The sequence below is a fragment of the Duganella sp. Root336D2 genome, from assembly GCF_001425005.1.
Lineage (GTDB): Bacteria > Pseudomonadota > Gammaproteobacteria > Burkholderiales > Burkholderiaceae_D > Rugamonas.
This window is the reverse complement of the sequence record NZ_LMDB01000035.1, coordinates 363,650-390,415: the sequence shown is the minus strand read 5'-3', so window position 1 is coordinate 390,415 and position 26,766 is coordinate 363,650. Positions and strand designations below refer to the sequence as shown.

22 protein-coding genes are annotated in these 26,766 nt (G+C 65.3%); 2 read left to right on the top strand and 20 right to left on the bottom strand.

The window, feature by feature from the left end; translation table 11 throughout:
* Nucleotides 1-7: 7 nt before the first annotated feature.
* Nucleotides 8-493: a YajQ family cyclic di-GMP-binding protein gene (locus ASD07_RS22315; RefSeq protein WP_055935325.1), complete on the bottom strand. Its 486-nt coding sequence runs from the start codon at nt 491-493 to the stop codon at nt 8-10.
* Nucleotides 494-627: 134 nt separating this feature from the next.
* On the opposite strand from ASD07_RS22315, the gene murB reads away from it, so the two are divergent.
* Nucleotides 628-1,653, top strand: a complete 1,026-nt coding sequence (gene murB / locus ASD07_RS22310) for a UDP-N-acetylmuramate dehydrogenase (RefSeq protein ID WP_055935323.1) — start codon at nt 628-630, stop codon at nt 1,651-1,653.
* Nucleotides 1,654-1,691: 38 nt separating this feature from the next.
* Here the strand turns inward: murB and ASD07_RS22305 are convergent, their stop codons facing one another.
* From ASD07_RS22305 to ASD07_RS22245, 13 genes are all read right to left on the bottom strand, one after another.
* Nucleotides 1,692-2,708 (bottom strand): diguanylate cyclase, encoded by a 1,017-nt coding sequence (locus ASD07_RS22305; protein ID WP_055935321.1) that lies wholly within the window; start codon nt 2,706-2,708, stop codon nt 1,692-1,694.
* A 9-nt stretch (nt 2,709-2,717) separates the two neighbouring features.
* A complete protein-coding gene (gene cheB / locus ASD07_RS22300; RefSeq protein ID WP_055935319.1) occupies nt 2,718-3,746 on the bottom strand; it encodes a chemotaxis-specific protein-glutamate methyltransferase CheB in 1,029 nt (342 codons plus the stop codon).
* Complete coding sequence (locus ASD07_RS22295) at nt 3,743-6,013, bottom strand: hybrid sensor histidine kinase/response regulator (RefSeq protein ID WP_055935317.1); 2,271 nt, start codon at nt 6,011-6,013, stop codon at nt 3,743-3,745. Before ASD07_RS22295 ends, cheB (ASD07_RS22300) begins: the two co-directional genes overlap by 4 nt.
* Nucleotides 6,010-6,681, bottom strand: a complete 672-nt coding sequence (locus ASD07_RS22290; RefSeq protein ID WP_055935315.1) for a chemotaxis protein CheW — start codon at nt 6,679-6,681, stop codon at nt 6,010-6,012. The genes ASD07_RS22295 and ASD07_RS22290 overlap by 4 nt, the downstream gene beginning before the upstream one ends.
* 19 nt (nt 6,682-6,700) lie before the next feature.
* Entirely contained in the window at nt 6,701-7,978 is a 1,278-nt protein-coding gene (locus ASD07_RS22285) for a protein-glutamate O-methyltransferase CheR (protein WP_055935313.1), read from the bottom strand.
* Nucleotides 7,975-8,433, bottom strand: coding sequence for a chemotaxis protein CheW (locus ASD07_RS22280; RefSeq protein ID WP_055935311.1), 459 nt, complete (start codon nt 8,431-8,433; stop codon nt 7,975-7,977). Before ASD07_RS22280 ends, ASD07_RS22285 begins: the two co-directional genes overlap by 4 nt.
* Entirely contained in the window at nt 8,430-10,241 is a 1,812-nt protein-coding gene (locus ASD07_RS22275) for a methyl-accepting chemotaxis protein (RefSeq protein ID WP_055935309.1), read from the bottom strand. The genes ASD07_RS22280 and ASD07_RS22275 overlap by 4 nt, the downstream gene beginning before the upstream one ends.
* 98 nt (nt 10,242-10,339) lie before the next feature.
* Nucleotides 10,340-11,572 carry an argininosuccinate synthase gene (locus tag ASD07_RS22270; protein WP_055935307.1) on the bottom strand — a complete coding sequence of 411 codons (1,233 nt, stop codon included), beginning with the start codon at nt 11,570-11,572 and terminating at the stop codon, nt 10,340-10,342.
* Between the two features lie 7 nt (nt 11,573-11,579).
* Nucleotides 11,580-12,521: an ornithine carbamoyltransferase gene (gene argF, locus ASD07_RS22265; RefSeq protein ID WP_055935305.1), complete on the bottom strand. Its 942-nt coding sequence runs from the start codon at nt 12,519-12,521 to the stop codon at nt 11,580-11,582.
* A 45-nt stretch (nt 12,522-12,566) separates the two neighbouring features.
* A complete protein-coding gene (locus ASD07_RS22260) occupies nt 12,567-15,401 on the bottom strand; it encodes an ATP-binding protein (protein WP_055935303.1) in 2,835 nt (944 codons plus the stop codon).
* A 10-nt stretch (nt 15,402-15,411) separates the two neighbouring features.
* Complete coding sequence (gene rsgA / locus ASD07_RS22255) at nt 15,412-16,311, bottom strand: ribosome small subunit-dependent GTPase A (protein WP_055935301.1); 900 nt, start codon at nt 16,309-16,311, stop codon at nt 15,412-15,414.
* Complete coding sequence (locus ASD07_RS22250) at nt 16,308-16,649, bottom strand: 4a-hydroxytetrahydrobiopterin dehydratase (RefSeq protein WP_055935299.1); 342 nt, start codon at nt 16,647-16,649, stop codon at nt 16,308-16,310. Before ASD07_RS22250 ends, rsgA begins: the two co-directional genes overlap by 4 nt.
* Nucleotides 16,646-17,917 (bottom strand): M48 family metallopeptidase, encoded by a 1,272-nt coding sequence (locus ASD07_RS22245; protein ID WP_055935297.1) that lies wholly within the window; start codon nt 17,915-17,917, stop codon nt 16,646-16,648. The genes ASD07_RS22250 and ASD07_RS22245 overlap by 4 nt, the downstream gene beginning before the upstream one ends.
* 58 nt (nt 17,918-17,975) lie before the next feature.
* Here ASD07_RS22245 and orn point away from each other — a divergent pair, with 58 nt between their 5' ends.
* A complete protein-coding gene (orn, locus tag ASD07_RS22240; protein ID WP_200953841.1) occupies nt 17,976-18,563 on the top strand; it encodes an oligoribonuclease in 588 nt (195 codons plus the stop codon).
* Nucleotides 18,564-18,623: 60 nt separating this feature from the next.
* Here orn and ASD07_RS22235 read toward each other — a convergent pair whose 3' ends face one another.
* The 6 genes from ASD07_RS22235 to ASD07_RS22210 all read right to left on the bottom strand — a co-directional run bounded on the left by ASD07_RS22235 (nt 18,624) and on the right by ASD07_RS22210 (nt 26,764).
* Complete coding sequence (locus ASD07_RS22235) at nt 18,624-19,460, bottom strand: DUF3526 domain-containing protein (protein WP_055935293.1); 837 nt, start codon at nt 19,458-19,460, stop codon at nt 18,624-18,626.
* Between the two features lie 136 nt (nt 19,461-19,596).
* Nucleotides 19,597-20,418: a crotonase/enoyl-CoA hydratase family protein gene (locus ASD07_RS22230; RefSeq protein ID WP_229207254.1), complete on the bottom strand. Its 822-nt coding sequence runs from the start codon at nt 20,416-20,418 to the stop codon at nt 19,597-19,599.
* Nucleotides 20,419-20,485: 67 nt separating this feature from the next.
* Nucleotides 20,486-20,851: a response regulator gene (locus tag ASD07_RS22225; protein ID WP_055935291.1), complete on the bottom strand. Its 366-nt coding sequence runs from the start codon at nt 20,849-20,851 to the stop codon at nt 20,486-20,488.
* Nucleotides 20,836-23,694: a response regulator gene (locus tag ASD07_RS22220; protein WP_055935288.1), complete on the bottom strand. Its 2,859-nt coding sequence runs from the start codon at nt 23,692-23,694 to the stop codon at nt 20,836-20,838. The genes ASD07_RS22225 and ASD07_RS22220 overlap by 16 nt, the downstream gene beginning before the upstream one ends.
* A complete protein-coding gene (gene cheB / locus ASD07_RS22215) occupies nt 23,691-24,746 on the bottom strand; it encodes a chemotaxis-specific protein-glutamate methyltransferase CheB (RefSeq protein ID WP_055935287.1) in 1,056 nt (351 codons plus the stop codon). Before cheB (ASD07_RS22215) ends, ASD07_RS22220 begins: the two co-directional genes overlap by 4 nt.
* Nucleotides 24,743-26,764 carry a hybrid sensor histidine kinase/response regulator gene (locus tag ASD07_RS22210; protein ID WP_055935285.1) on the bottom strand — a complete coding sequence of 674 codons (2,022 nt, stop codon included), beginning with the start codon at nt 26,762-26,764 and terminating at the stop codon, nt 24,743-24,745. The genes cheB (ASD07_RS22215) and ASD07_RS22210 overlap by 4 nt, the downstream gene beginning before the upstream one ends.
* Nucleotides 26,765-26,766 lie beyond the last annotated feature (2 nt).

Below are 26,766 nucleotides of genomic sequence, written 5' to 3'. Positions count from 1 at the left end.
CCTTCGATCAATCGCGGAAATTATTGAATTCCAGTGGCGTGTCCGGCACGTCCTTGCGCAGCAGCTGCATTGCAGCCTGCAGGTCGTCGCGTTTGGCGCCAGTTACGCGCACGGACTCGCCCTGGATGCTGGCCTGGACCTTCATCTTGCTTTCCTTGATTACCTTGGTGATCTTCTTGGCGGTCTCGGAATCGAGACCGTTCTTCACCTTGATGACCTGCTTGACTTTGTCCCCACCAATCTTCTCTACTTTGCCTTCGTCGAGGAAGCGCACGTCGACCTTGCGTTTGGCCAGCTTGTTGGTCAGCACGTCGCGGACCTGGCTAAGCTGGAACTCCGAATCGGCGAATGCCGTCAGGTCGTTTTCTTTTTGTTCTACGCGCGCATCGCTGCCTTTGAAGTCGAAACGGGTGGAGATTTCCTTGTTGCTCTGGTCGACGGCGTTGCGCACCTCGATCATGTCCGCTTCGGATACTACGTCAAACGATGGCATATTCTTTCCTTTACAATGAAGCACCCGCCCAAGGGGCGGATTCAAAAGAAGCGATATTTTAACGGACAAACAAGCGAACGCTCGGTCGTTTTTGTCATAATTGCACTATAACCGAGCAAAAACTTGATCTGCCCATGCCTTTCCCCGATTTTCTCCAGCACGACTACCCACTGAAGCATTTAAATACATTCAGTATTGATGTACGCGCCAAACATTACCTGCGCGTGACATCGGTGGAACTGTTGCGCAGCGCCCTGGCCGATCCGCAACTGGCTGCCATGCCGCGCCTGGTGCTGGGCGGCGGCAGCAACCTGCTGCTGACGCGCGATTTTCCAGGCCTGGTACTGCATATTGCGCTAGAAGGCCGCGACATCCTGTCCGGTACCCCGAGCCACCACCACGTGCGCGCTGCCGCCGGCGAAACCTGGCACAACTTCGTGCAATGGACCCTGGCGCAAGGCGTTGGCGGCCTGGAAAACCTGTCGCTGATCCCGGGCACCGTGGGTGCAGCCCCGATCCAGAACATTGGGGCATATGGGGCGGAAACCAAGGAGTTCTTCCTGTCGCTGACCGCATTCGACCCGGCCAGCGGCGAAGTCCGGGTGATGGACGGCGCCGACTGCCGCTTCGCCTACCGCGACAGCGTGTTCAAACACGAAGGCCGCGGGCTGATCATCCTGGAGGTGAGCTTTGCACTGCCGCGCGCCTGGCAGGCGAACCTGCGCTACGCCGAGCTGGCCAACGCCGTGGCGCAGCAGGGCCTGGCCGCGCCGACGGCGCAGCAGGTGGCGGATACCGTGATCGCCATCCGCCGCCGCAAGCTGCCCGACCCGGCGGACATCGGCAATGCCGGCAGTTTTTTCAAGAATCCCGTGGTCAGCGCCGAACAATGCGCGCAACTGCTGGAGAAATTCCCGACCCTGGTGCACCACAGGCAGCCGGACGGCAGCGAAAAACTCGCGGCGGGCTGGCTGATCGACCAATGCGGCTGGAAAGGCAAGTCGATGGGCGCGGCGGGCGTTTATCCGAAACAGGCCCTGGTGCTGGTGAACAACGGCGGCGCCACCGGCGCCGAAGTACAGGCGCTGGCCGCCGCCATCCAGGCCGACGTGGCCCAGCGCTACGGCGTAGCGCTCGAACCCGAGCCAGTCTTCATTTAAAAATGTCCACTTTGGGGTCAGGAACGGAAGTGGACATTTCACTCGGCGTTGACGACGCGGTTGCGGCCGCCGGCTTTGGCGGCGTAGAGGGCGCGGTCGGAGGCTGCTACCAGTTCGCTCCACGTTGATTGCTTGCTCGGTACGACCGTCCGCACGCCGATTGACATGGTCAGTACGCCGTAGGGCAGGGCGTTGGCGTTCTCGATCTCCAGCTTCTCCAACTGGCGCAGGCAGGCGCTGGCGACGTTCATGGCGCCGGCGTTGTCGGTCTCGGGCAGGATGATGGCGAACTCCTCGCCGCCGTAGCGCGTGACCAGGTCGGCCGGGCGCTTCAGGTTTTCGGTCATCACCGCGGCCACTTTCTTCAGCGCCAGGTCGCCGGCCGGGTGGCCGTAGCTGTCGTTGTATTGCTTGAAGAAGTCGACGTCCACCATCAGCAGCGACAAGGGTGTCTTGTCGCGCTGGCCGCGCTGCCATTCCAGCACCAGGGTTTCATCGAAACGGCGGCGGTTGGAAATGCCTGTCAGGGGGTCGAGCGCTGCCAGCTTTTGCAGTTCCACATTGGCCGCTGCGAGTTTTTGCTGGCTCTCGCGCAGGAAGCGGAATGCCTGGTCGCGCTGCAGGCGGTGGATGTGGGCATTCGAGTGATGGCGCACGCGCGCCAGTAATTCCAGCTTGTCGGGCAGCTTGACCAGGTAGTCGTTGGCGCCGACGGCAAAGCCGTGTGCTTTCAGCTTGGGGTCTTCGCGGGCCGACAACACGATGATCGGCACATGCGCCAGCATCTCCTCGGCGCGGAAACGGCGGATCAGTTCAAAGCCGTCCACTTCCGGCATCACCAGGTCCTGCAGGATCACGGTCGGCTGCAGCGAGTTGGCGCAGGCGATCGCTTCCCGCGCGTCGGTGGTGAAATGGAATTCGATGTCGTCCTGGTCGGCCAGCATGCGCCGCACCGCTTCCGCAATGATCAACTGGTCGTCAACCAGCAGCACGCGCACCTTGAAGTGGGTCAGGCTTGGCTCGGTTTCCAGGTTCAAGGTGAGTACGTCGGGCATCGCTTTCCTTTAAATCAGTTTGCCTCCGATCGTGCTTCGCAGGAATGGGCCGATCTTATCAAGAGGCAGGATGGTTTGCGCCGCATCCAGTTCGATCGCGGCGCGCGGCATGCCATATACCGCGCAGCTGGCCTGGTCCTGGGCAATGGTGTTCTTGCCCGCGCGGCGCAGCGCCAGCATGCCTTCGGCGCCATCGCGCCCCATGCCGGTCAGCAGCACGCCGACTGCGTCGCCTTTCCAGTGCTGTGCCACGCAGTTGAAAAACACGTCGACCGAAGGCCGGTAGGCGTAATCCTTCGGGTTGGCATCGTAACCCAGTTGGTACTTTTCATCCAGTACCAGGTGGTCGTTGCTTTTTGCGACCATGACGATACCACCCTGCAGGGCAGTGCGGTTTTCGATTGCGCGCACCGGCACCGCGAGCTGTTCCGACAGCCATTTGGCAAAATGGTCGGCAAAATTCTCGTCGATATGTTGTACCACGACGACGGCGCAATTGGGCGGCGGGGTCCAGCCGGCAAGGATGCGCGCTACGGCCATTGGACCGCCGGTCGAGGCGCCGATTGCCACCATGGTGTCGAGGGATACTTCGCGCGAAACCGGCAAGGCCGCGTTGCGGCGCGGCGGCATGGACTGGTTGCCGCCGCTGTGGCGGATCAACTTGTCCATGGTCTTGATCTTGTGCAGCAGTTCGGCGTCGCCGCCTTGTTTCCCCTGCAGCACCGGGGTGGCCGTCACGTCGAGCGCCCCCGCGCCCAGGGCGCGGAACACCTGGTTGACATTGTCCTGCGGGCGCCCGGTTACCACCAGGATGGCGCACGGGCATTCCTCCATGATGCGGCGCGTCGCTTCGACCCCGTCCAGTTCCGGCATATTGAGGTCCATCAGGACCAGGTCCGGACGGTCGGTGGCGCATTTATATACCGCTTCGAGACCGGTGCGGGCGATCCATGCAACCTGGTGTTCCTGCGTGCTGGCGACCACGCGCCGCAGCGCCTCTGCCGCCATCGGCACGTCGTTGGCAATCCCTATCCTCATCGGTACGCGTCGCCTATCAGGTCGGACACTGCGTCAAGCAGCGTCTCGTCGTGGAAGCTGCCCTTGGTCAGGTAATAGTCCGCCCCCGCGGCCAGGCCGCGTGCGCGGTCTTCCGGCCGGTCTTTGTAGGAGACGATCATGACGGGCAGCTTATGCAAGTGCAGGTCTTTCTTGATCAGGGTGACCAGTTCGATGCCATCCATGCGCGGCATGTCGACGTCGGTGATGACCAGGTCGTAATCGCCGCTGCGCACCACGTTCCAGCCATCGATGCCGTCGATGGCGATGTCCACTTCAAAACCGCGCCCGGCGAGCAGTTTACGCTCCATTTCGCGCACTGTAAGCGAATCGTCCACGACAAGGATGCGTTTCATTCTACGCCGTCCGGCGTGGTCTGCGCGCGCAAGTTGATGCAGGCCGCCTTCTTCCAGCAGCTTTTCGACCGAAAGCAACAGGTCGGGTACGTCCAGGATCAGCACCGGCTCGCCGTCATCCAGCAAGGCGGCGGCGGAAATATCGCGCATCTTGCCGAAAATCGGGTCAATGGCTTGTACTGCCAGGCTTTCTTCGCCGCGGATCTTGTCCACGACCAGGGCATAGCGGCGCGCGCTGCCGCCGATCACCACCACCGGCATTTCCTCGGCATGCGCCATGTCGCCCAGTTGCAGCACCTGGGCGGCAGCCACCAGGCCCAGGTGCTCGCCGCCATGGTCGAAGAACTGTTTGTTTTCCAGGGTGTGCACGGCGCCTTGCGGCACCATCAGGACGCGTTCCACCTTGACGATGGGGACGGCGTAGGCTTCGCCTTTGACGTCCACCACCAGGGCGCGCACGATCGACTGTGTGAGCGGCAGCGTGATCGAGGTGCGGAAACCCTTGCCCATTTCGGATTCGATGCGCACCGTGCCGTTTTGCTGGCGGATGGTGTCGTGCACGATGTCCAGGCCCACGCCGCGGCCGGAAATCTCGGTAATGCCGCCTTTCAGGCTGAAGGCGGGCAGGAACAGGAATTCCATCAGCTCCGCATGCGACATGACGGCCACCATCTGTTCGGTGGCCATCTTGCGCTCGATGATGCTGCGGCGGATTTTTTCCGGGTCGACTCCACGGCCGTCGTCGCTGAGTTCAATATTCAGCATGCCGGCACGGTGGCGCGCCTCCAGCACGATGGTGCCGGTAGCCGGCTTGCCGGCTGCAAGCCGTTCCTGCGCAGTCTCCATGCCGTGGTCGACGGCGTTGCGCAGCATGTGGTTCAGCGGGCCCTCGATGCGCAGCAGGATGTCGCGGTCGACCAGGGTGTCTTCGCCTTCCACCTGCAGCACCACATCCTTGCCCAGGTTGCGGGCCAGGTCGCGCACCATGCGCGGAAAGTGCTGGATGCCGTCGCGGAAGGGGCGCATGCGCAGCGACAGTACTTCATCGACCATGTTTTCCGAACCCGTCAGCAGGCGGCGTTCGTAGCTTTCCATGTCGGTGATGTGCTCCAGCATGAACTGCTTGAGCGGCTGGCTTTTCTGGATCGCCAGCAGGGCCTTTTCCTTCAGTGTCGGGTCGCTGCTGTGGGAGGCCGCTTCCATCACCTCTTCCAGTACCGCGAACAGGGCGGCCTGGTTGCGCTTATAACGCTGCATGCCCTGGATCAGCGGATGCAGCTGGTGGGCGTTGATGCGCGCTTCGCTCGCCAGCGCGAGCAGGCGGTCGAAATTTTGCGCGTTTTTCATCGGCGGCAGGCTGCGGCCCGGGACCGGCTGTTCGGCAACCGCGTCGGCCGGCGCGGCTTCCAGCGCAAGAACCGGCGCCTCGGCCGGCGCCGGCGCAGCCGGTGCAAAGGCTATGGGCGGCAGCAGCACCGGCTCCGGCAGGAAAGCAATGCCCTGCACATCATTCATGGTTTTGCTGACCTGGGCGCTGTTGGCTGCCAGCCACGCATCGAGGTCGCCGTTGACGCGCGAGCACTGCACGATCAGGTCGACCCCCGCCAGCAGGGCGTCGACCCGGTTCGGCGCCAGTTTGAGTTTGCCCGCCTGGGCGGCGAGGAACGCGTCCTCCATGCCGTGCGCAAGCTGCACGATCATCTCCAGCCCGACGATGGACGCGGCGCCCTTGATCGAATGCGCGGCGCGCATCATGGATTCAACGGCGGCCGGGTCGTTTTGGCGCTCGAAGGCAAGCAGGCCGTCGGTCAGGATCTGGGTCTGGCTGTCGGCCTCCATACGGAACAGGTCGAGCATGGAGAACTGGCTCAGGTCGTCCTTCTTGTCGCTCATCGCAAGGTCCTCGCGAGTTGGTAGCCGAGCAGGCTATCGTCCAGGCAGCCGACCTGCATGTCCTGGTGCGGCAGTACGCCGGCCAGGTAACGCTGAATGCCCTTGTTGATGGTGGCGGCCGGCGCTTTCAGGTCGCCGGCGGAATAGCGGATGATGCCGTGCAGTTCGGCCACTGGCAGGGCGTACACCTGGCTTTCCCATTGCACCAGCAGCATGCGGGCGAAGGTATGGCGGCCGGCGCTCGCCTCGCCGCCGGATTCGTCGACTCCCAGCAATTCGGCAAGGGAGATGCAGGGATACAGCTTGCCACCTGCGTTCACCACGCCGCGCAAGCCGCGTGCGTCGCGGTGGGGCAGGCGGTGCGGAATGGCTTTCGGCGCAATCTGCTGGAACATATGGGTCGGCAGGGCGAGCCATTCACGGCCAATGCGGAAGGCGACGCAGGAGCTGTCGTGGCGCGCGCCTGCGTCCTGCGGGGCGCGGAAGTGTTCCGCCCATTCGCGCAGGTAGCCGGGATTGACCGGGCGCTGCAGGTTGCGCAGCGCCGCATCGGCGTACACCCCGCAATTGCGGCAGTGGACTGCCTTGTCGAGGACTTCGCAGCTATGGTCGCCGGCGATGCCGATTCGGTTCCAGCAGGCGTCCAGGTCTTGGATTTGGTCAGTCATTTGTTCTCGTCGGCTATCACTATGGCTGCTGGCGCTGGAAGGCGCGCGCCGCACGTGCCTTCAGCGTGGCGGCGGCGCTGCTGTTGCCGCCTTGCTCTTGCAGCAGGGCCAGGTGGCACAGGGCTTCGTAATGGTCCGGCTGCAGGTAGATGCAGCGTTTCAGGTGCGTTTCGGCGTCGCCTGGTTTGCCGGCAGTTTCTGCCAGCACGCCGAGGATGAAATAAGCGTCGGCCGATTCGGGCTGCCGGGCGAGGAATTCGCGGCAGGCGGCGGCGGCTTCCTGCGGTTTTCCGGCGTCGGCCAGCTTGCGCGCATGCGCGAGCAGGGACTGGTCGCCGGCGGCGGCCATCGGCGGTGTAGCGGCTGGCGCGGCCGGCGCGGTGCCGCTGGGCCGGACGCTGGGGCGTGCAGCGCCAGGCGCGGCCGCCGGGTGCTGCCGGGCGCCGGACGGGACGGCGGCTTGGCCCGCGGGGCGTTGCGTGCGATCGGCGCCGGCGGGCAGGGCGGCGCGGGCAGGGGCGCCAGGCCGCTTGATGTCCTTGCGCAGGGCGAATGCCTGGCGGTGCGGGAGGGGCGAAAAGCCGTGGCGGACGAAAGACGGCACCTCCGCGTACCCCGCCAGGATCATGCCGTCACTGGACAGGTGCTCCGACAGGCGCTCGATGGCGGCGGCGGTGGTCTGCTCATCGAAATAGATCAGCAGGTTGCGGCAGAAAATGACGTCGTACTGGCGCGCCGAGCCAAGCTCGCCTTCCAGTATGCTGCCCCGGCCGAAGCGGATGCGCGCCCGCAGCGCATCGTTGATGCGGTACAGTTCATCGTCGCCGGAGCAGGTGAAATAGCGCTCGCGGAACGACAAATCCTGGCCGCGAAAAGCGTTGCGCCCGAATATGCCCGCTTCGGCGCGCGCAATGCAGGCTGCGCTGATATCCACGGCGTCGATCACGAACGATTGTGGTTTTACGCCAGCATCGCACAAGGCCATCGCCATGGAATAAGGCTCCTCGCCGCCGGCACAGGGCACGGACAGGATGCGTACGACTTTGGCCCCTTCGGCCAGCCGCTGGCGCACGAACGCGGCCGCCGCTGCAAACGCTTGCGGATCGCGGAACAGCCAGGACTCCGGCACCACCACCAGTTCCACCAGCTCGCGCAGCTCCGCCTCGCCAAGCTGGTCGGCATAAGCCTTGCGCACCGTTTCACCAGTGGCCTGCATGCGCCGCTTCACCGCCTGTTCGACCGTGCTGCGGGCCAGGTTCATGCCGGTCAGGCGGCGCAATGTGGAAAGCACATTCATATGGCTTCAGCCTGCGCCGGGAACAGGCGCGCCCGCAACTCGGCCGGCAGCAGGTCGTTCACCTCGACCAGTTGCACCAGGCCTTTCGCATCGCCAGCCACGCGGCCCAGGAAAGGAGCGCCCTGCACGCCGCTTGGCGCCAGGTCCTGCGTCGAAACGTCCTGCACGCCCTGTACGCGCTCGGCCATCAGCCCCAGCGCGTACACCTTGCCACCGGGCGCCGTGTAATCGACCAGTACGATGCGGGTGTCGAAATGCTGGCGCGCCGGCGCGCCGCCGCTGATGCGCGACAGGTCGATCACCGGCATCGGGTCGCCGTGCAGGTTGAGCAAGCCCGCCACACAGTCCGGCGCCAGCGGAATACCCTTCAGCTCCAGCAAGGGCAGCACGCGCCGCACCTGCCGCAACGGAAGGCCGTAGCGGTCGGCGCCAATGTGGAAGACTAATACTCTCATGCGTTCACGGCGAAAGTGGAGACGCTCGATTGCAGGTCGCCGGCCGCATATTGCAGCTGGTGCACGGCTTCGCTGGTAGCCTTCAGCGACTCAACGGTCTGCTGCGTGGCATCGTTCAGCTGCATCATGGTCTCGGTGATCTGCTGCGCCCCGACCGCCTGCGCCTGCATGCCTTGCAGCACGGCGTCGAATTGCGGCGCCAGCTTCTGCACCTGGTCCATCACGCCCGACAACTGGTCGGTCACCTGGCGTACTTCGCCCACGCTGCGGCGGATCTCTTCCGAGAACTTGTCCATGCCCATCACGCTGGCCGAGACGGCCGACTGCATTTCCTTCAGCATCTGTTCGATATCCCAGGTCGACACCGAGGTCTGGTCGGCCAGGCGCCGGATCTCAGTTGCCACCACCGAGAAGCCGCGTCCTGCTTCACCGGCCTTCTCGGCCTCGATGGCGGCATTCAGCGACAGGATATTGGTCTGGTCGGCCACCTTGGTAATGGTGGTCAGCACGGAGTTGATGTTGGAAGCCTTTTCCGACAAGGCCGCCAGCTTGGCATTGATCGAGTCGGTGGCGTTGACCATGTTTTGCATGGTCTGGTCCATGCGGCGCAGGTTGCCTTGCGCTTCGGACGTGGCGCTGGTCGTGTAGTCGGCTACCGCAGTCGCATCTTCCATGGTTTTCAGGAGCTGCGCAGTGTTCGAAGAAATCTCCTTGGTCGTGCTCAGCACTTCCACCGAAGTCTGCGCCTGTTCGACGCCGGTTGCTTCCTGCTGCTTGGCCGAGGCAGCAATCTCGGTAGCCGAGGTGGTGACCTGGATGCCGGCTTTCTGCACGTTGTTCAGCAACTGGCGCAGGTTGTCGAACATGCGCTGCAGGCCTTCGCCGAGCTGGCCGATCGCATCGTCGCCGGTGACGGTGATCTTGCCGGTCATGTCGCCGCCGGCCGCGCGCGACACGGATTCAAGCAGGGCGTCGACTTTTGCGCGCAACTGGTTGGTCTGCTCCACCTCGCGCTGGCTCGAATCCTGCAGTTGCTGGGCCATCTTGTTGAAATCCTCGCTGACCTTGCCCAGTTCATCGCCGGAGGTCACCTCCGTGCGTGCCGCCTGATCGCCGCTGCCCAGGCGGGCCAGCGCTGCGGTCAGGTTGCTCAACGGTCCCAGGATCGCGCGGCCGAGCGTATAGGAGATCAGCAGCGAAAGCACGACCACGGCGGCGCCGCCGCCAATGATCAGGTTATTCTGGCTGGTGTGCAGGTCGACTGCCTTGGTGCTGCGTTCCGCCAACAGGCGGCGCTCTTCCTCGGCAGCCTGCTCCAGCAGCTCGCGCGCGCTGTTGACAATCGCGCCGGCTTCCTTCAGTTCCGAGGACTGCCCCAGGACTTCAGCCGCGCCCTTGGTTTCGCCAAGCGCGCGCCGCTTGTCGATCTGGCGCCGGATGTTGACGTCGGCCCAGGTGGCCAATAAAGCCTGCGCGCGCTTCAAACGCTCGTTCTGCTGCGGGTTATCGGCGGTAAGCTGGACCGCTTTCACGACATGCTGCTTCAGCAGTTCCCCGTTTTCGCGCTCGCTGGCGATCAAGGACTCGCTGCCGGTGAGGATGTAGCCGCGCGCATCGACCTGGATCTGCAACGATACGCTGTTGATCCGGTCAAGCTCGATCAGCACTTCCATCGTGTGCCTGTCCCACCTGTTCGCATCGGTCAGGCTGGCGAAATTGTTATAGGCCAGGACCAACAGTAGCAAGATGATTGCCACTATGCTGCCGAAGCCGATGTACAGTTTATTTTTAATACTTAGATTATTCATGCGCTGGTCTCCGGGGACGAGGGGCTTTCTTCCAAGGCAATGTAGCAAAAAAAACGGGCCGCGCAAAGCGGCCCGTCTTGGCGAAGCGGGGGAGCAGCTTACTGGCCGCGCTTATTGCGTGCGTTGGCGGCGATGCGCATGCGCAGCGCGTTGAGCTTGATGAAGCCGCCGGCGTCGGCCTGGTTGTAGGCGCCGCCGTCCTCGTCGAAGGTGGCGATGGTCTGGTCGAACAGCGAATCGGTCTTCGAATCGCGGGCCACCACGATCACATTGCCCTTGTACAGCTTGACGCGTACCCAGCCGTTCACGGTTGCCTGGGTGTGGTCGATCAGGGTTTGCAGCGCAACGCGCTCCGGCGCCCACCAGTAGCCGTTGTAAATCAGCGAAGCGTAGCGCGGCATCAGGTCGTCCTTCAGGTGGGCCACTTCGCGGTCCAGGGTGATCGACTCGATGGCGCGGTGCGCCTTCAGCATGATGGTGCCGCCAGGGGTTTCGTAGCAGCCGCGCGACTTCATGCCGACGTAGCGGTTTTCCACCAGGTCCAGGCGGCCGATGCCGTGCTTGCCGCCCAGGCGGTTCAGCTCAGTCAGCACGGTGGCAGGCGACATGCGGCTGCCGTTCAGGGCCACGATGTCGCCCTTTTCGAATTCGATGTCCAGGTACTCCGGCTGGTCCGGCGCCGCTTCCGGGCTGACGGTCCAGCGCCACATCGATTCTTCGGCTTCGGCGCTTGGGTTTTCCAGGTGGCGCCCTTCGAAGGAGATGTGCAGCAGGTTGGCATCCATCGAGTATGGCGCGCCGCCGTTCTTGTGCTTCATGTCGACGGCGATGCCGGCGTCTTCCGCGTATTTCAGCAGCTTTTCGCGCGACAGCAGGTCCCACTCGCGCCATGGAGCGATCACGCGCACGCCCGGCTTCAGCGCATAGGCGCCCAGTTCGAAGCGGACCTGGTCGTTGCCTTTGCCGGTGGCGCCGTGCGAGATGGCGTCGGCGCCGGTCTGGTTGGCGATTTCGATCAGGCGTTTGGCGATCAGCGGACGCGCGATCGAGGTGCCCAGCAGGTATTCGCCTTCGTACACGGTGTTGGCGCGGAACATAGGGAACACGAAGTCGCGCACGAACTCTTCGCGCACGTCGTCGATGAAGATGTTCTCAGGCTTGATGCCGAACTTCAGCGCCTTGGCGCGTGCCGGCTCCAGCTCTTCACCCTGGCCCAGGTCGGCGGTGAAGGTCACGATCTCGCAGTGGTAGTTGTCCTGCAGCCATTTCAGGATCACGGAGGTGTCCAGGCCGCCGGAGTAGGCGAGGACTACTTTTTTAACGTCACTCATGGTTTTCTCAGTCAGTTGGGTGTTCGGAGGCGATCTTGCCGAGCAAGAGATATTCGATCAGGGCCTTCTGCACGTGCAGGCGGTTTTCCGCTTCGTCCCAGACCACGGATTGCGGGCCGTCGATGACTTCGGCCGCGACTTCTTCGCCGCGGTGGGCCGGCAGGCAGTGCATGAACAGGGCTTCCGGCTTGGCGCGGGACATCTTGGCGGAATCGACGATCCAGCCGTCGAAGGCCTTCAGGCGGGCGGCGTTTTCCTCTTCGTAGCCCATCGAGGTCCAGACGTCGGTGTTGACCAGGTCTGCGCCTTCGCAGGCATCGGACGGGTTGGCGAAGAAGGTGTAGCGGTCGGTCGATACCAGCGACATGTCCATGTCGTAGCCGTGGGGCGTAGAGACATTGACGTGGAAACCGAACACTTCGGCCGCCTGCAGCCAGGAGTACAGCATATTGTTGGCATCACCCACCCAGGCCACGACCTTGCCCTTGATCGAGCCGCGATGCTCGATAAAGGTGAAGATGTCGGCAAAGACCTGGCATGGATGGTGTTCGTTGGTCAGGCCGTTAATCACCGGCACGCGCGAATGGGCTGCGAAACGCTCGATGATGTCCTGGCCGAAGGTGCGCACCATGATGATGTCGCACATGCGGGACATGACCTGGCCCGCGTCTTCCACCGGCTCGCCGCGGCCCAGCTGGGAATCGCGGGTATTCAGGTAGATCGCAGCGCCGCCCAGCTGGTGCATGCCGGCCTCGAAGGACAGGCGGGTACGGGTCGAGTTCTTGTCGAACACCATGACCAGGGTGCGGTCGATCAGCGGGTGGTAAATCTCGTAGGCCTTGAACTTGCGCTTGATTTCCGCTGCGCGGGCGATCACATATTCGTACTCCTCCAGGGTCAGGTCGTTGAACTGGAGATAGTGCTTGATGCTTTTAGGTGGTATAGACATCTTTGCAAAGTTTTGCTGCGGTGGACTAAAGATTATACGGGCATTTCAATAAATCGTGGCCGGGCGTTCGGGGTCATGCCGCGGCGCCGATAACGGCAGGTCCAGCGTGAACGTGGTGCCTGTGGCGCCGCTGTCGACGGCGATCTGGCCGCCCAGCAGGGAAGTGACGATGTTGTAACTGATCGATAACCCCAGCCCCGAGCCGCCTTGCCCCAGTTTGGTGGTGAAAAACGGGTCGAATATGCGCGTCAGGTTCTCCGGCGCGATGCCGCCGCCGTTGTCAGTGAACGATATTAGCACGCGCCCTTCCTGCGGCGTCGCCGCCGCCAGGTGCAGCTGGCCGCCTTCGCGCCTGTCGAAGGCGTGCAGCAGGGCGTTGTTGATCAGGTTGGTGATGACCTGGCCGAAGGGGCCGGGGTAGCTGTCCAGCATGATCAGCTCCGGCACCTCGAATTCGATCTGGTGGCCGTCCTTGCGGATGCGGTTCATCACCGTGGCCACCACTTCATGCGTCACCTGGTGCAGGTTGAAGATGCGCCGCTGCTCGGTGGTGCGGTCGACCGCCACCTGCTTGAAGCTCGACACCAGGTCGGCGGCGCTGTGCAGGCCGCGCATCACCAGGGTGGAAGCGGTACGCGCATCGTCGATGAAGGCCAGCAGTTCGGACTTGCGCAGCCCGCGGCCGTTGACCACCTCTTCCAGTTCGGTGGTTTTCTGCTCCAGCGTACTGGCAATCAGCAGGCTGTTGCCGATCGGCGTATTCAATTCGTGCGCCACGCCGGCCATCAGCGCGCCCAGGGCCGCCAGTTTTTGCTGCGACACCAGTTGCGACTGGGCCTCCTGCAGCTGCCGGTAGGCGAGCGCGTTATCCAGGGCGATGGCGCCATATGCGCACAGCGTGCGGAAAATCAGGCGCTCCCGTTCACCGTAGGCGTTGGCGTGCATCGCTTGCACCGTCATCACGCCCAGCGCCCGTTCGCCCACCAGCAACGGCACGTACAGCGCGCTGCGGCTGGCTGCCGTGCCGGGTGTCACCGTGCTGTCGCGCTCAGCCGGGATCTGGTCGATGTACACCTCGCGCCGCTCGCGCAGGCATTGCGCGGTGTAGGCAGTGGGGTGCACCAGCGGAATCGCGTTGCGGGGCAGGGCCTGGCCCGCTTCCACGCCGAAAGCGCGTTCCAGTTGGCGGCCCGCCGGGTCGACCAGGTAGACCGCGAAAGTATTGGCCGACAGCAGGGCGTGGGTGTGGCGGTCCAGTGCCTGGAACACGGCGCCCGCATCGAGGTGGGTCGTGATTTCCTGGCCGATGGCGGACAGGCGTTCCAGCAATTTGCTGGTCTGCTGCAGCACTTCGGCGCGGCGTGCCTCGGACATGGCCAGCTCGCGGTGGTGCAGGCCTTCCGCGCGCGCCTGCTCGGTCTGGTGGTGCACCTGCATGGCGATGGCGCGGCTGGTGGCTTCCAGTGTATGGGTCTTTTCGCGCGCGGCGCTGGCGGCAGTCGCCATTTCATACGCGCGGGCAAAGTCGCCCAGGCGCGCATACTCGGCGCCCAGTGCGTCATACAGGTCGCCCGGCACCGTGTAGCCCTTGATGGTCTGCGCCGCTTCCAGCGCCTTGTGCAGGTAGTGCAGGCGCGCGTTCGGCGCCTCCATGCCGGGCGGCGCCGACAGCTGGAGCTGGCCGTGGATCAGTGCCAGCACGCGCAGCGCGGCCACGTGGTGGAAGGCATTGTGGTGGCGCGCGGCGCGCTCCACCGCCAGCTGCGCCATGTCCAGCGCTTCCAGCGAACGATTGAGGTAGCAAAGGGCGTGGGCCTGGCCGCGCAGGGCCACGATCTTGAAGTCGCCCTGCTGCAGGGCCTCGGCGCGCTCCGACAGGCGCTGGAAGGCGTCCAGCGCTTCGCCATAATCCTTCTTGTCCAGGCACAGTTCGCCCAGGTGCTGCAGGGCGATCGCGTAGGTGCGCCCGTTCGCCTGCGGCGCCAGGATCACCAGCGCTTCGCGCAGCAAGTCTTCCGCCGCGTCGAGGCGGCCCAGGCGGCGCACGATATCGGCCGTGTGCACCAGGCAGGAGCCGATGCTGCGCGGCCAGCCGGTGGGCTTGGCCAGCTCCATGGCACGCTGCATCCACTCCAGGCCGGAGTGGTGGTCGTTCAATTGCGAAAACTTCTCGGCGATATTGATGGCGGCGGTGGCGGCGGCGCGGACCTGGCCCGTTTCCAGCGCCGCCTCATGGCTGCGGATGTAAAAGCCGGCGGAATTGCCGATGTCGCCGGCCTGGCTGGCGGCGATGGCGAAGAAATCGTTGATCCAGCAATCGACGCTGGGCGCCACATCTTCGGCAAGGTCGAAGCGCGAACCCCAGCGCTCGGTGGCGGCGTGCAGGTCGCGCAAGGCCGCCCAGCGCGCCTGGACCGCATCGGCGATGGTGGCGCGCTGCTGGTCGCCGGCCTGATGGGCCCAGAGCGAACACGCCTCCAGTTCCGCATCGCGCTGGCCGTGGTTGCCGCGGTCGACGGAGATCCACGCTTTCAGCCAATGGGTGTCGGCGCGGCCGATGCAGTCGTTATGGGTTTCGAATGCCTCCATGGCGCGGGCCGCCAGGGCCCAGGCGACATCGAGTTCGCCGAGCAGCCAGCGGATTTCAGCGTCCACCAAGAGCAGGCGCGCTTCCAGGCCGGCGCGCGCAATATCCGGCAACTGGGCGGCGGACGCCAGGGCAGCCGCTTCGCGCGCCAGTTCCTGCGCGCGCTTGCCGTCGCGTTGCCGCAAATGCCAGGCCAGCGGCAGCAGCACTGGAAGCCGCATAACGCCACGCAGGGGCAGGAGCTCAAGCTCCCACTGCGCAACCGCATCGTCATCGGCAAACAGAAGCTGCATCGGCGTCCCGTCAATAAAGCGTTTGCGAGGACTCGTGCAACAGCTGGCCGTACAGCGTATGCCGCATTTTCGCGATCTTGCCTTCGCCGACAGCCTCCAGTACCGCGCATTGCGGCTCGCTCAGGTGCCGGCAGTTGTAGAACCGGCAGGCGCCCAGATAGGGCTGGAAATCGCGGAAGGCCCGTTCCAGCATGCCTTCGCTCAGGTGGTACAGGCCGAATTCCTGGAAGCCCGGCGAATCGATCACACTTGAATCGGGGCCCACGTGGTACAGGCGGGTGAAGGTCGTGGTGTGCTTGCCGGTATCCAGCGCCTCGCTGATTTCGCGGGTGGCGATATCGGCGTCCGGCACCAGGATGTTGATCAGGGACGATTTGCCCATGCCGGACTGGCCGATCAGGATCGAGGAGTGCCCCTGCAGCAGCGGCGCCAGGGTGGCGCCGGTCTGCTCCGGCTGGCCGGTAGCCGACACTTCGATCACCTCATAGCCCATGGCCGAATACACCTGCAGGCGCTTGCGCGCATGTTCCAGCATTTCGGTCACGTCGACCTTGTTCAGCAGCAGGCGCACGTGGATGCCGGCCGCCTCCGCCGCCACCAGGGCGCGCGACACCAGGTCGTCCGAGAAACTTGGTTCCGTCGCGACCACGATGAACAGTTGGTCTACATTGGCTGCCAGCAGCTTGGACTTGTACTGGTCGGAGCGGTACAGCAGCGTCTTGCGCTCCTGGATCTTGTCGATCACCGCCTGGTCGGGCGAAGTCAGGGTCAGGTCGACGAAATCGCCCACTGCCACATTGGTCTTCTTGCCGCGCGTGACGCATTGCAGGCGCTGGCCCTCCGCTTCCGCCAGGTAGTGGCGACCGTGGGCTGCGATGATGGTGCCGGTTCGTTTGGTTCCCTTGCTCATGCCTGGCCCAGTGCATCGGCCTTGGAGGCGCAGATGAAATCGTTGATCGACAAGCCGTTCACCGAGTGCGTGTCATAGCGCACCTGGCAGGTCTTGTAGCCCACCACCAGCTCAGGGTGATGGTCTTCGCGATGGGAGATGTAGGCCAGCGCATTCACAAAAGCCATGGTCTCGTAGTAGTTGTTGAAGCCGAAGGTGTTCACCAGCTTGCCGCTGGCCATGCTCCAGCCATCGAGCAGCTGGCACAGGCGCAGCGCTTCGGCTGCATCCAGGGCCTGCGTCTGGTGGCTGCAGCGCAGGGCGCGCAAATCGGCCGCGGTGTGGATATTCGCTGTCATTGGGATACCGCCAGATTGAGTTGACGGATCCGCACGCTGGCGGGCGGGTGCGAATCGTAGAAGGCCGAGTGCAGCGGATCAGGGGTCAGGGTCGAGGCATTATCCTCGTACATCTTGACCAGCGCCGACACCAGGTCGCGCGCGTCGGTATGCTTGGCGGCGAAGGCATCGGCCTCGAATTCGTGCTTGCGCGAGCTGAGCGAGGTCAATGGGCCAAACAGGAAGGTGAATACCGGCAGCACCAGCATGAACAGCAGCAGCGCCAGTGCGTCGTTGGCCTGGCCGGGCACGATGATCGGGTTCACGCCCAGGCCGGTGTAGAACCAGAGCTGGCCTTTCAGGTAGCCCAGCAAGGCAAGGAAGCCAAGCGACAGGCCGAACATGACCACGATGCGCTTGATGATGTGTTTCAGCTTGAAGTGGCCCAGTTCATGCGCCAGCACCGCTTCAACCTCCTGCGGCGACAGGCTGGATACCAGGGTGTCGTAGAACACGATGCGCTTGGCCGCACCGAAACCTGAGAAGTAGGCATTGCCATGCGCGCTGCGTTTGGAACCGTCCATCACGAACAAGCCCTTGGATGCGAAACCGACGCGCTTCATCAAGCCCTCGATACGCTGTTTCAGCGATTCGTCGGCCAGCGGCGTGAATTTGTTGAACAGCGGTGCAATCAGGTTAGGGTAGAGCGCCATCACCAGCAGCTGGAAGCCGCACCACACGAACCAGGCATACAGCCACCACAGGCTGCCCGATTTTTCCATCAGTACCAGGATGACCCACACCAGCGGCAGGCCGATCACGCCAGCGATGCCCACTCCTTTGAGCAGGTCAATGAAGAACAGGCGCTTGCTCATCTTGTTGAAGCCGAAGCGCTCTTCCAGCGTGAACTGGCGGTAGTAATCCAGCGGCAGGTCAATCAGGCCCGACACCAGGCCGAAGGCGATGATCAGCCCAAGCTGGTAAGTCATGCCGCCGCCAGTGGCGTTGAACAGGGTAGCCGACAGCCATTGCAGGCCACCGAGCAGGGTAAAGCCGATCAGCGCAATGCTGGACACCATCATGCTGAGCAGCCCGAGTTTGGTGCGCTCAATGGTGTAATCAGCAGCCTTCTGGTGGGCGGCCAGCGGGATTCTTTCTGCGAAATCGGCAGGCACGGCGGCGCGGTTTTGCAGCACATGGCGGATATGGCGCGAGGCGAGCCAGAAGCGCACCACCAGGGTTAATGTTAAAAAAGCAACGAACAAAAACGAAAACGCGTGTGAATACATTCTGTGCCTGTGAGAAAATGGCGGATTAATCCTGCCTTATATTGTCTTAGAGAGAATTATGTCACAAGCGAACGACACCCCAGCAACCCCGGCCAGCCCACAGCGCCCGAATGAGATGAACCTGGTGTGGGTCGATATGGAAATGACCGGCCTGGAACCTGAGACCGACCGCATTATTGAAGTGGCAATGGTGGTCACCGACATGCACCTGAACGTGCTGGCCGAAGGCCCGGTGCTGGCGATTCACCAGTCGGACCAGACGCTGGACAAGATGGACGCCTGGAACAAGGGCACCCACGGCCGCTCCGGCCTGATCGACCGCGTGAAAGCGTCGACCGTGAGCGAAGCGCAGGCCGAAGCCGAGTTGATCGCCTTCATGCGCCAATGGGTGCCGAACGGCAAATCGCCAATGTGCGGCAACACCATCGGCCAGGACCGCCGCTTCATGGTCAAGTACATGCCGAAGCTCGAGGCCTTCTTCCACTATCGCAATATCGACGTCTCGACCCTGAAGGAGTTGGGCCGCCGCTGGAAGCCGGAAATGGTGGCCGGTTTCAAGAAAGCCCAAAAACACACCGCGCTGGCCGACATCATCGAGTCGATCGAAGAACTGAAGTACTACCGCGAGAACTTCATCAAGCTGTAATTGCTGCAAGAAATGTCCACATTCGTTCCTGACCCCAAGGTGGACATTTTGATTTGCGGCTTAGCCGGCTACGCGGGCGGTTTGGCGCAGGCCCAGTAGCAGGGTTGCTGCGGCCAGCGCCGCCAGTGCGGCGGCCAGCGGCCAGGGCGGGATGCCGTTCCCGCTCGCAGGCGAGTAGACCGGCAGGCGTGCGAAGTCCGCGGGGCCGAAGGGCTTGTCATTGAAGACGTAAGGATAGAAGTGGCGTCGCACACGCTCGTGGTAGGCCGCGACGCGATCCAGGTAAGCCTGCCGCGCTTCCATGTCGGTGCCGGCCAGCCGGTGCAGCAGAACCTGCACGTTTACCCCCGCCAGCACCAGGCCTGCATTGCGCGTCCATACTTCGCGCGACCATAGCGCCTGGCGGTATAGCGCTGCCTGGCCCGACACCATGTCATCCCCGGCCTGGTGCATCGCGTAATACCATTTCCAGTGGAATCCTTCCGGCAGTGGCGCCGCATCTTTCCACTCCGGATGCGTGCGGAAGAAGCGCTGCATCGTCTCTTCCCGCGGCTTGTCCCATGCCGTATGGACGGCCTGGCGCTGCGCCAGCGCCAATTCCGCGCCCTGGACGACCGGCACTGCGCGTTCCAGCATGGCGTTGACGCCAGTCGGCAGCACCAGCGCGAACAGTACGAAGGCGGCCAGCAATAATGCGGCACCTGCTGCCGCGCTGCGCGCCAGCGCCGCCCCCCAGGCTGCCACGCCGCACCAGAAGGCAAGGTAAAGCAGCGCGGCGCCGGCCATGAAAGCTGTTTCGCCCACTGCAGCGTGCGACAGTATCGCCCCGGCAAGCAGCGGCAAGAGCAGGGCCGTGGCGACCAGGGCCAGCCGCAGCAGCACGCGGCGTCGCCACATTGCACCGGGCTTGCCGGGCAAGGAGGACAGCAGCCGCAGGCGCCCGGCGCGAAGAGTTTTCCACTTACGACAGTGAACATGCAAAGTGGGAGGAGCGGCAAAAGGCCGGCAAGGCTGGCCGCTGACGGGATGCCTGTCAGTCCTTGAACGCCGGCGCGCGCTTGGCCATGCCGGACATCATGGCTTCCTGCAGGTCGGCCGACATCAGCATGGCCGCATTCCAGGTGGCGTTGTAATTGAGGCCGTCGGCAATCGAATGGTCGCGCGCGTAAGTGATCATCTCTTTCACGCCGCGCACGGCCAGCGGAGCCTTGGCGGCAATCCCGGCGGCAATCGCGCGCACGCCTTCACGCAGCGCTTGCGGCGATTCGAATACGCGGTTGACCAGGCGGATTTCCTTCGCTTCCGCCGCATCCACTTTACGCGCGGTGTAGGCCAGTTCGCGCGCCATGCCTTCGCCGACCAGGCGCGGTAAGCGCTGCAAGGTGCCTACGTCGGCCGTCATGCCGATATCGATTTCCTTGATCGAGAACCAGGCGTCCGCCGAGCAGTAGCGCATGTCGGCGCAGGTGATCAGGTCGATGCCGCCGCCCACGCAGGCGCCATGCACTGCCGCCAGTACCGGCTTGCGGCAGCGTTCCAGGCTGGTCAGGGTGTCCTGCAGATCAAGGATGATGCGGCGCAGCGATTCGCGCATGCGGCCATCGCAGTCGTCCTGGATCTGCTGGCCCAGGCCCATCATCATCTGCAGATCGATGCCCGCCGTGAAGGCCTTGCCTTCAGCTTCCAGCACGGCGACGCGGATTCCGGGCGTGTCGTCCACATAGCGGAATGCGCTGCGGATATCGTGCCACATGGCCAGGTTCATGGCGTTCAACTTCTCCGGCCGGTTCAGTCGCACGGTGGCGATGTGGGCTTCTACGCTGATGGCGACTGTTTCCAGTGCTGGCATGTTCATGACGTCTCCTTTATAGTCTGGAGCCCGATTATGTCAGCGGTACCGCGATTGTTTTAGAGTAAGTACGCTAACGCACGGTCAGTTGCGCTACCTGCACCAGGAACTGGCGGTAGTCGATCGGCTTCTCGATATAGGCGTCGAAGCCGGCTTGCATCAGGCGCTCGCGGTCGCCCTTCATGGCCAGCGCCGTCAGGGCCACCAGCGGGATGGCTTGCGTACGCGGGTCGGCGCGCAGGATCCCGGCGGCCTGGATGCCGTCCATCTCGGGCATCTGGATATCCATCAGGATCAGGTCCAGGGACTGTTGCCGGGCGATCTCGATGCCGGGCCGGGCGCGGTCGGCATGGAACAACTCATGCCCGGCGCTCGACAGCAGCACCGTGGCCAGCTCCATATTCGCCGGCGAATCTTCAATGATCAGGATTCGGGCCATGGCATTGCCTCCCGGGCGCGTAGCGCGCGCCCCACTTCATGCAGGAATTGGTGGGTGTCCAGGCCACCTTGCGGCAAACCTGGTTTGGCGTGCGCGCCTGGCTGGCGCTCTGACAGCACCAGCACCGGCGGCGGCACGTGCATATCCGAGCGTAGTACGTCGAGCAGGGCCATGCCGCTGGCTTCATCGCGCATCGGACCCAGGACCAGCAAGTCCACCGCATCGGACTGTGCGGCGGCCATTGCCTGCGGCCCGTCGGCATAGTAGCTGACCTGGTAGTTCAGCCCCGCCAGCGCGCTGCGCAGCGCAATACTGTTGGCGCTTTCGTCGATGATCATCACATGCGGTGCCCGCTGGCGGTCGGTGCCCAGCCCCAGCGCATACAGGGCGCGGTTCAAGTCATCCTGCAGCACCGGCTTGGGCAGGAAGTGGGCGGCACCCAACAGGCAGCTGTGCATCTCCTCGGCCTGGATCGACACTACCACCACCGGCACCGATCCCAGCCCCGGCTCGGCGCGCAGTTGCTGCAGCACCGACCAGCCGCTGGTGTCGGGCAGGATCAGGTCGAGCGTAATCAGGTCGGGCCGCGCCGCGCGTGCCAGCTGCAGCGCGCTGGCAGCGCTGGCGGCGCAACTGACGGTAAAGCCGGCGCCCTCCAGTTGCAGCCGCAACAAGTCGGCGGCGGCCGGGTCGTCTTCCACCACTAGCGCGCGCCGGCCATCCGGCGCACAGGCCGGCGGCGCATCCCGCGGGCTGCTGCGCAGCGGCAGCCAGAGCGCGAAATGGGCGCCTTGCCCGGGCGCGCTGGAAACGCCCACCGCGCCGCCGTGCAAGGCTGCCAGGCGGCTCACCAGCGACAAGCCCAGGCCGGTGCCCTCATGGTTGCGCGACATCGATGAATCGACCTGGCGAAAGGCCTGGAACAGCACGTCCAGGTCGTCCGCGGCAATGCCGTCGCCGTCGTCGCTCACAAGCACTTCCAGCCACTGACGGAAAGGGCCGGGTGGCGGTGGCAGCACGCGGGTCGGCAACTCGGGCCGCGGCCCTGCTGCCAGCGCGGCATGCTCGACCACGCGCGCAGCCAGCCGTACGCTGCCGCCGCTGCGGCAGAATTTCACCGCGTTCGACAGCAGGTTGTACACCATCTGCTTGAATTTGCGCAGGTCCAGGAACTGTTGCCCGATGCCTTGCGCCGCCGTGAACGCCAGGCCGATCTGGCGCTTGGCCGCCATTTCGCGCACGATGTCGAGCGCGCTTTCCAGTACTTCGCTGGCCGGCACCGCTTCCAGGTGCAGCTCCATCTTGCCGGCTTCCACCTTGGACAGGTCGAGGATATCGTTGATCAGCGACAGCAGGTGCTTGCCACTGGTGGAGACGTGGTTGATGCAGTTCTGCTGGGTCGGCGTCAGGGGGCCGACGATGCCGCCGGCCAGCAGGTCGGAAAAGCCGATGATGGCGTTGAGCGGCGTGCGCAGCTCGTGCGACATATTCGACAGAAATTCCGATTTCAGGCGGTCGGCCTGTTCCAGCTGGCGATTCTTGGCGGCGATCTCGCGCTGGTGCTCGCGCAGTTCCAGCACCATGCCTTCCAGTTCGCGGTTGCGCTGTTCCAGCTCGGTCATCAGCTCGGCGCGGCTTTCCGCCAGTTCCTTGCGCGCCAGCTCGGCACGCATGCTCCGGCTCTCATCCTCGAACTGCTTGCGCCGCAATTGCGCCCGCACGCGTGCTTTCAGCACATCGAAGGTGTCAGACTTCAGTACGTAATCGTCGGCGCCGGTGGCCAGGCCCTCGATCATGGCCGCGCTGTCCTCCAGCGCCGTCAGCATGATCAGCGGCAGGTCACGCGTGGCCGGATCCTGCTTCAGGCGGCGGCAGGTCTCGGTGCCGCCCAGGCCGGGCATCAGGCGGTCAAGCAGCACGCAATCGACGGCTTGCGCCGCCAGCATTTCCAGCGCTTCCTCGCCCGAGCGCGCCAGCACTACGTCGTAGCCTTCGGCCGTCAGCGCCTGCGCCAGCTGGTCGAGGAAGGTCAGGCTATCGTCCACCGCCAGGATGCGCCGCGCACCGAGCAGGCTGTGTTGCGCGCCGGTCGCCGAGTCGGCCGCCTTGCGCAGCACGGCGCGCACCCGCGCCAATATGAGGGCAATGTCCTCGTCCTTGCGCACGAAGGCGTCGGCGCCGGAATCGAGGGCGCGCAGCTCTGCCTGGGCATCGCTGGAGCCAGTCAACAGCACGCAGGGCAGGCTGCGCAGCGCCGCGTCCAGCCGCAGCGTGCGTACCACTTCGGCCCCGTCCATGCCGGGCAGCATGCCGTCCACCACTACCGCGGCCGGGCGCCGCAGCGCGATGCTGCGCAAGCCTTCCTCGCCGGAGCCGGCCACGTCGACCGTGAAGCCGTGCTCGCGCAGCAGCGCCGCCAGGTGCTCGCGGAAGGTCAGGCTGTCGTCGATCAGCAGCACGCCGGCCTGCTGCTCCGTGCCGCGCGGCCGCAGCAGGGCGCTGGCGCGCGCCACCACCGCATCGCGGTCGTAGGGCTTGCCGACGTAGTCGGAGGAGCCGGTCGCCAGCCCGCGCAGGCGGTCGCCGACCTGGGCCTCGGTCGACAGCACCAGCACCGGCAGGGTGGCGCCGGCGCTGCGCAGCTCGCGCAGCAGGTCGATGCCGTCGCCGTCGGGCAGCAGTACGTCGAGGATCATCAGGCCGATGTCGGGCCGTACCAGCGCCGCGCGCGCTTCGGCCAGGCTGGCGCTGGGCACGGTGCCGATGCCGGCGGCGGCAAACGCTTCCTCCAGGTCGGCCCGCACAGTCAGGCTGTCGTCGACGATCAACACTTGCCGGTTCATGCCATGACTCCCGTGGTTACGGTAGCGGCCAGCGCCGGGCCGATGGCCCCCAGCGGCAGGATGCGCTGTGCCGCGTCCAGGCGTGCCGCTTCGCGCGGCATGCCGTACACCACGCTGGTCGCTTCATCCTGGGCGATGGTGGTGCCGCCAACTGCACGGATGGCGGCCAAGCCCACGGCGCCATCGCTGCCCATGCCGGTCAGCAGCGCGGCGGCGCAGGCGGCGCCGCATTCGCGTGCCAGCGATTCGAACAATTCATCCACCGAAGGCTTGCAGGAATGGCGTTCCGGCCCGTCTTCAAGCTGCAGGCGCCGCCCGCGCAGGCGCAGGTGGCGGCCCGGCGGCGCCACGCACACGGCGCCCGGGTCGAGCGCTTCGCCGTCGCGTGCCAGACGCACCCGATGCCGCGTCTGGCCGTCCAGCCAGTCGGCAAAGGCGCTGCCGAAAGGCTCTCCGATATGGATCACCAGCAGCAGCGGCAAGCCGAGGCCGGACGGGATGCCGCGCAACACCTGCACCACGGCGCGCGGTCCACCGGTGGAGGCGCCGATGGCGGCCACCCGCGGCAGCGTGGCCGATGCCGGCGCGGGCAGCGCGGCGCGCGGCGGCGCGACGTCGCCCGCTTGCAGGCGGCCGCGTACATGGGTCAATACGCGTACCCGTGCGATCAGGCGCAATTGGGCGATATAGTGGGCGCACCAGCTTGCGCTGTCTTCATCGGCGCGCGGCTTCTCTATCGCGTCCACGGCACCGGCTGCCAGCGCCTCGTAAGTCTTGAACAGTTCTCCGCGGTTGGTTGAGGCCGACACCACCAGGATCGGCGTCGGCACGTAAGCCATGATGAATTCAGTTGCGGCCAGGCCGCTCATCACCGGCAGCATCATGTCGAGCGAAATCACATCCGGCCGCAATTCCTGGCACAACTCGATGGCGCGCTTGCCGTTGTCCGCCTCGCCCACCAATTCGCAACCGGGATCGGCGGCTACCGCTTCGCACAGGAAGCGGCGCATGGTCAGCGAATCTTCCACCACCAGCACGCGCAGGCGCTTCATGGCAGCACCAGTTCCCCGACTTGGCGCAGGAATTGCGCCTGGTCGAACTCGCCTTTGATAATGTGCCCGCGCGCCCCGGCCTGCTGCGCGCGCGCGCGGTCGGCCGGGCTGTCGCGCGAAGTGACCAGGATGCAGGGCAGGTGGCGCAGCAGCGGGTCGGCGCCCACCTGTTCGATGAAGGTGAAGCCGTCCATGCCCGGCATTTCCACGTCGACCAGTACCAGGCCGTAGTCGTTTTGCGCGGCCAGCGCCAGGCCTTCCTCGGCGCAGGCGGCCAGCTCGACGCGGTAGCCGGCCGCCTCCAGGATGCTGCGCTCGAGCATGCGGGTGGTGAGCGAATCGTCCACCACCAGGATCGGTTTGTCGGGCCCGGGCGCCGCGCTGTCGCGCCGCGCGTGCGCCGCCAGCGCCGCTGCCAGATGGTCGGGATCGAGCACCAGGCCGGGATCGCCGGCATCGTCCAGGTACAGGCCCAGCACGCAGGCCTCGGCCGCCGCCAGCGGCGGCGGCGCCAGCAGCACCACGCTGTCGATGCCGGCCAGCCGCGTGACGCCAAGCGCACTGGCCGCACCCTGCGCCGGCGCCAGCGCCACGGCGCTGCAGGCATGCCCGGCACGCTGCATGGCGGCCCTTGATCCCATGCCCAGCGCCAGCGGCCGGAAAGGCAGCACCTGGCCGCCGAACTCGATGGCGTCGCCCTCGGCACCGGCCAGTACCTGGCCTGGCGCCACGCGCGCCGCGCCCCTTACTGCATCGAGCGGCAATGCCAGCAGGCGGCCTTCCGCTTCCACCATCAGCACGTCGAGCGCCGCCAGCGACATCGGCACCAACAGCTCGACCACGGTGCCATGCGGGCCGCTGCTCGCTTGCACGCTGCCGCCCAGCCGCGCCATGGCGTCGCGCACCACGTCCAGACCGACGCCGCGCCCGGCCAGTTCGGACACCGTGCTGCGGGTGGAAATACCGCCCTCGAACAGGCGCGCCAGCAGGTGGCCGGGGCCCAGTGCAGCCAGGTCGGCGGCTGCTTCGCCGCGCTGCGCCAGCACGGCGCGCACCGCCGCCAGGTCCACCCCGCGCCCGTCGTCGCCGCAGCGGAACCAGGCGCGCGTGCCGCGCCGCCCGGCCGCCAGCGTGATGCGCCCGCCCGCCGGCTTGCCTGCAGCGCGCCGCTCCGGCGCCGCTTCGATGCCGTGCGCCACCGCATTGCGCACCAGTTGCACCAGGCTGCCCAGCACCAGTTCCAGCACTTCCCCTTCCAGCCGCAAGCTGCTGGCCGCCGCTTCCAACGCCACCTGCTTGCCCTGGCCCTGCGCCGCATCGCGCACCGCCCGTTCCAGCACGCCGAACATGCTGGAGGCCGGCACCAGGCGCAAACGCTCGGCGGCATCGCGCGCCTGGCGCAGCTCGCGGTCGATGCGCTCGATACCGCCGGCCAGGCCGCGCTCCATCTGCGCCAGGCGCTGGCGCGCCAGGCCGGGCGCAAGCAGCGGCACGCGCGCCGCCGCCTCCAGCTGGGAGGCCAGTTGGCGCAGGCCTTCCAGCTCGCTGCCGATCTCGCCCAGCCCTTCCAGCAGGCTGTCCACTTCCACCAGGTCGGCGCGCGCCAGGCGCGGCGGGGCTGGCGGCAGAGCAGACGCCTGGGGCGCAGCGGCGGGCGCCACCGCAATGCCGGCCTGCACCACCGGTGCCGGGGCGGGCGCATCGGGCCGCGGCAACTGTTCGAGCAAGGCGCCGATGCGGTCCAGTGCTGCCAGCACCTGGTCGGCCTGCTCGCGCGCCAGAGCCATGCCGCCCGGACGCAGCGGCGCCAGCCAGTCCTCGACGCGGTGCGTCAGGTCCGCGATCTCCGCCTGGCGCACCACGCGCGCCGCGCCTTTCAGGGTATGGGCCAGGCGCAGCAGGCGCGCCACGGCCTCGCTGGTTCCGGCAGCGCCTTCCAACGCCAGCACGCCGGCGTTGAGCTGCTCCAGCAGCTCGCGTGCCTCGATGCGGAAGTAGCGGTAGGGATCGGCGGCCATGG

What these genes read in the sequence shown, in the direction of transcription:
- ASD07_RS22315 (WP_055935325.1), bottom strand. Translation starts at nt 493, where the DNA reads ATGCCATCGTTTGACGTAGTATCCGAAGCGGACATGATCGAGGTGCGC.
- murB (WP_055935323.1), top strand. Translation starts at nt 628, where the DNA reads ATGCCTTTCCCCGATTTTCTCCAGCACGACTACCCACTGAAGCATTTA.
- ASD07_RS22305 (WP_055935321.1), bottom strand. Translation starts at nt 2,708, where the DNA reads ATGCCCGACGTACTCACCTTGAACCTGGAAACCGAGCCAAGCCTGACC.
- cheB (WP_055935319.1), bottom strand. Translation starts at nt 3,746, where the DNA reads ATGAGGATAGGGATTGCCAACGACGTGCCGATGGCGGCAGAGGCGCTG.
- ASD07_RS22295 (WP_055935317.1), bottom strand. Translation starts at nt 6,013, where the DNA reads ATGAGCGACAAGAAGGACGACCTGAGCCAGTTCTCCATGCTCGACCTG.
- ASD07_RS22290 (WP_055935315.1), bottom strand. Translation starts at nt 6,681, where the DNA reads ATGACTGACCAAATCCAAGACCTGGACGCCTGCTGGAACCGAATCGGC.
- ASD07_RS22285 (WP_055935313.1), bottom strand. Translation starts at nt 7,978, where the DNA reads ATGAATGTGCTTTCCACATTGCGCCGCCTGACCGGCATGAACCTGGCC.
- ASD07_RS22280 (WP_055935311.1), bottom strand. Translation starts at nt 8,433, where the DNA reads ATGAGAGTATTAGTCTTCCACATTGGCGCCGACCGCTACGGCCTTCCG.
- ASD07_RS22275 (WP_055935309.1), bottom strand. Translation starts at nt 10,241, where the DNA reads ATGAATAATCTAAGTATTAAAAATAAACTGTACATCGGCTTCGGCAGC.
- ASD07_RS22270 (WP_055935307.1), bottom strand. Translation starts at nt 11,572, where the DNA reads ATGAGTGACGTTAAAAAAGTAGTCCTCGCCTACTCCGGCGGCCTGGAC.
- argF (WP_055935305.1), bottom strand. Translation starts at nt 12,521, where the DNA reads ATGTCTATACCACCTAAAAGCATCAAGCACTATCTCCAGTTCAACGAC.
- ASD07_RS22260 (WP_055935303.1), bottom strand. Translation starts at nt 15,401, where the DNA reads ATGCAGCTTCTGTTTGCCGATGACGATGCGGTTGCGCAGTGGGAGCTT.
- rsgA (WP_055935301.1), bottom strand. Translation starts at nt 16,311, where the DNA reads ATGAGCAAGGGAACCAAACGAACCGGCACCATCATCGCAGCCCACGGT.
- ASD07_RS22250 (WP_055935299.1), bottom strand. Translation starts at nt 16,649, where the DNA reads ATGACAGCGAATATCCACACCGCGGCCGATTTGCGCGCCCTGCGCTGC.
- ASD07_RS22245 (WP_055935297.1), bottom strand. Translation starts at nt 17,917, where the DNA reads ATGTATTCACACGCGTTTTCGTTTTTGTTCGTTGCTTTTTTAACATTA.
- orn (WP_200953841.1), top strand. Translation starts at nt 17,976, where the DNA reads ATGTCACAAGCGAACGACACCCCAGCAACCCCGGCCAGCCCACAGCGC.
- ASD07_RS22235 (WP_055935293.1), bottom strand. Translation starts at nt 19,460, where the DNA reads ATGTGGCGACGCCGCGTGCTGCTGCGGCTGGCCCTGGTCGCCACGGCC.
- ASD07_RS22230 (WP_229207254.1), bottom strand. Translation starts at nt 20,418, where the DNA reads ATGAACATGCCAGCACTGGAAACAGTCGCCATCAGCGTAGAAGCCCAC.
- ASD07_RS22225 (WP_055935291.1), bottom strand. Translation starts at nt 20,851, where the DNA reads ATGGCCCGAATCCTGATCATTGAAGATTCGCCGGCGAATATGGAGCTG.
- ASD07_RS22220 (WP_055935288.1), bottom strand. Translation starts at nt 23,694, where the DNA reads ATGAACCGGCAAGTGTTGATCGTCGACGACAGCCTGACTGTGCGGGCC.
- cheB (WP_055935287.1), bottom strand. Translation starts at nt 24,746, where the DNA reads ATGAAGCGCCTGCGCGTGCTGGTGGTGGAAGATTCGCTGACCATGCGC.
- ASD07_RS22210 (WP_055935285.1), bottom strand. Translation starts at nt 26,764, where the DNA reads ATGGCCGCCGATCCCTACCGCTACTTCCGCATCGAGGCACGCGAGCTG.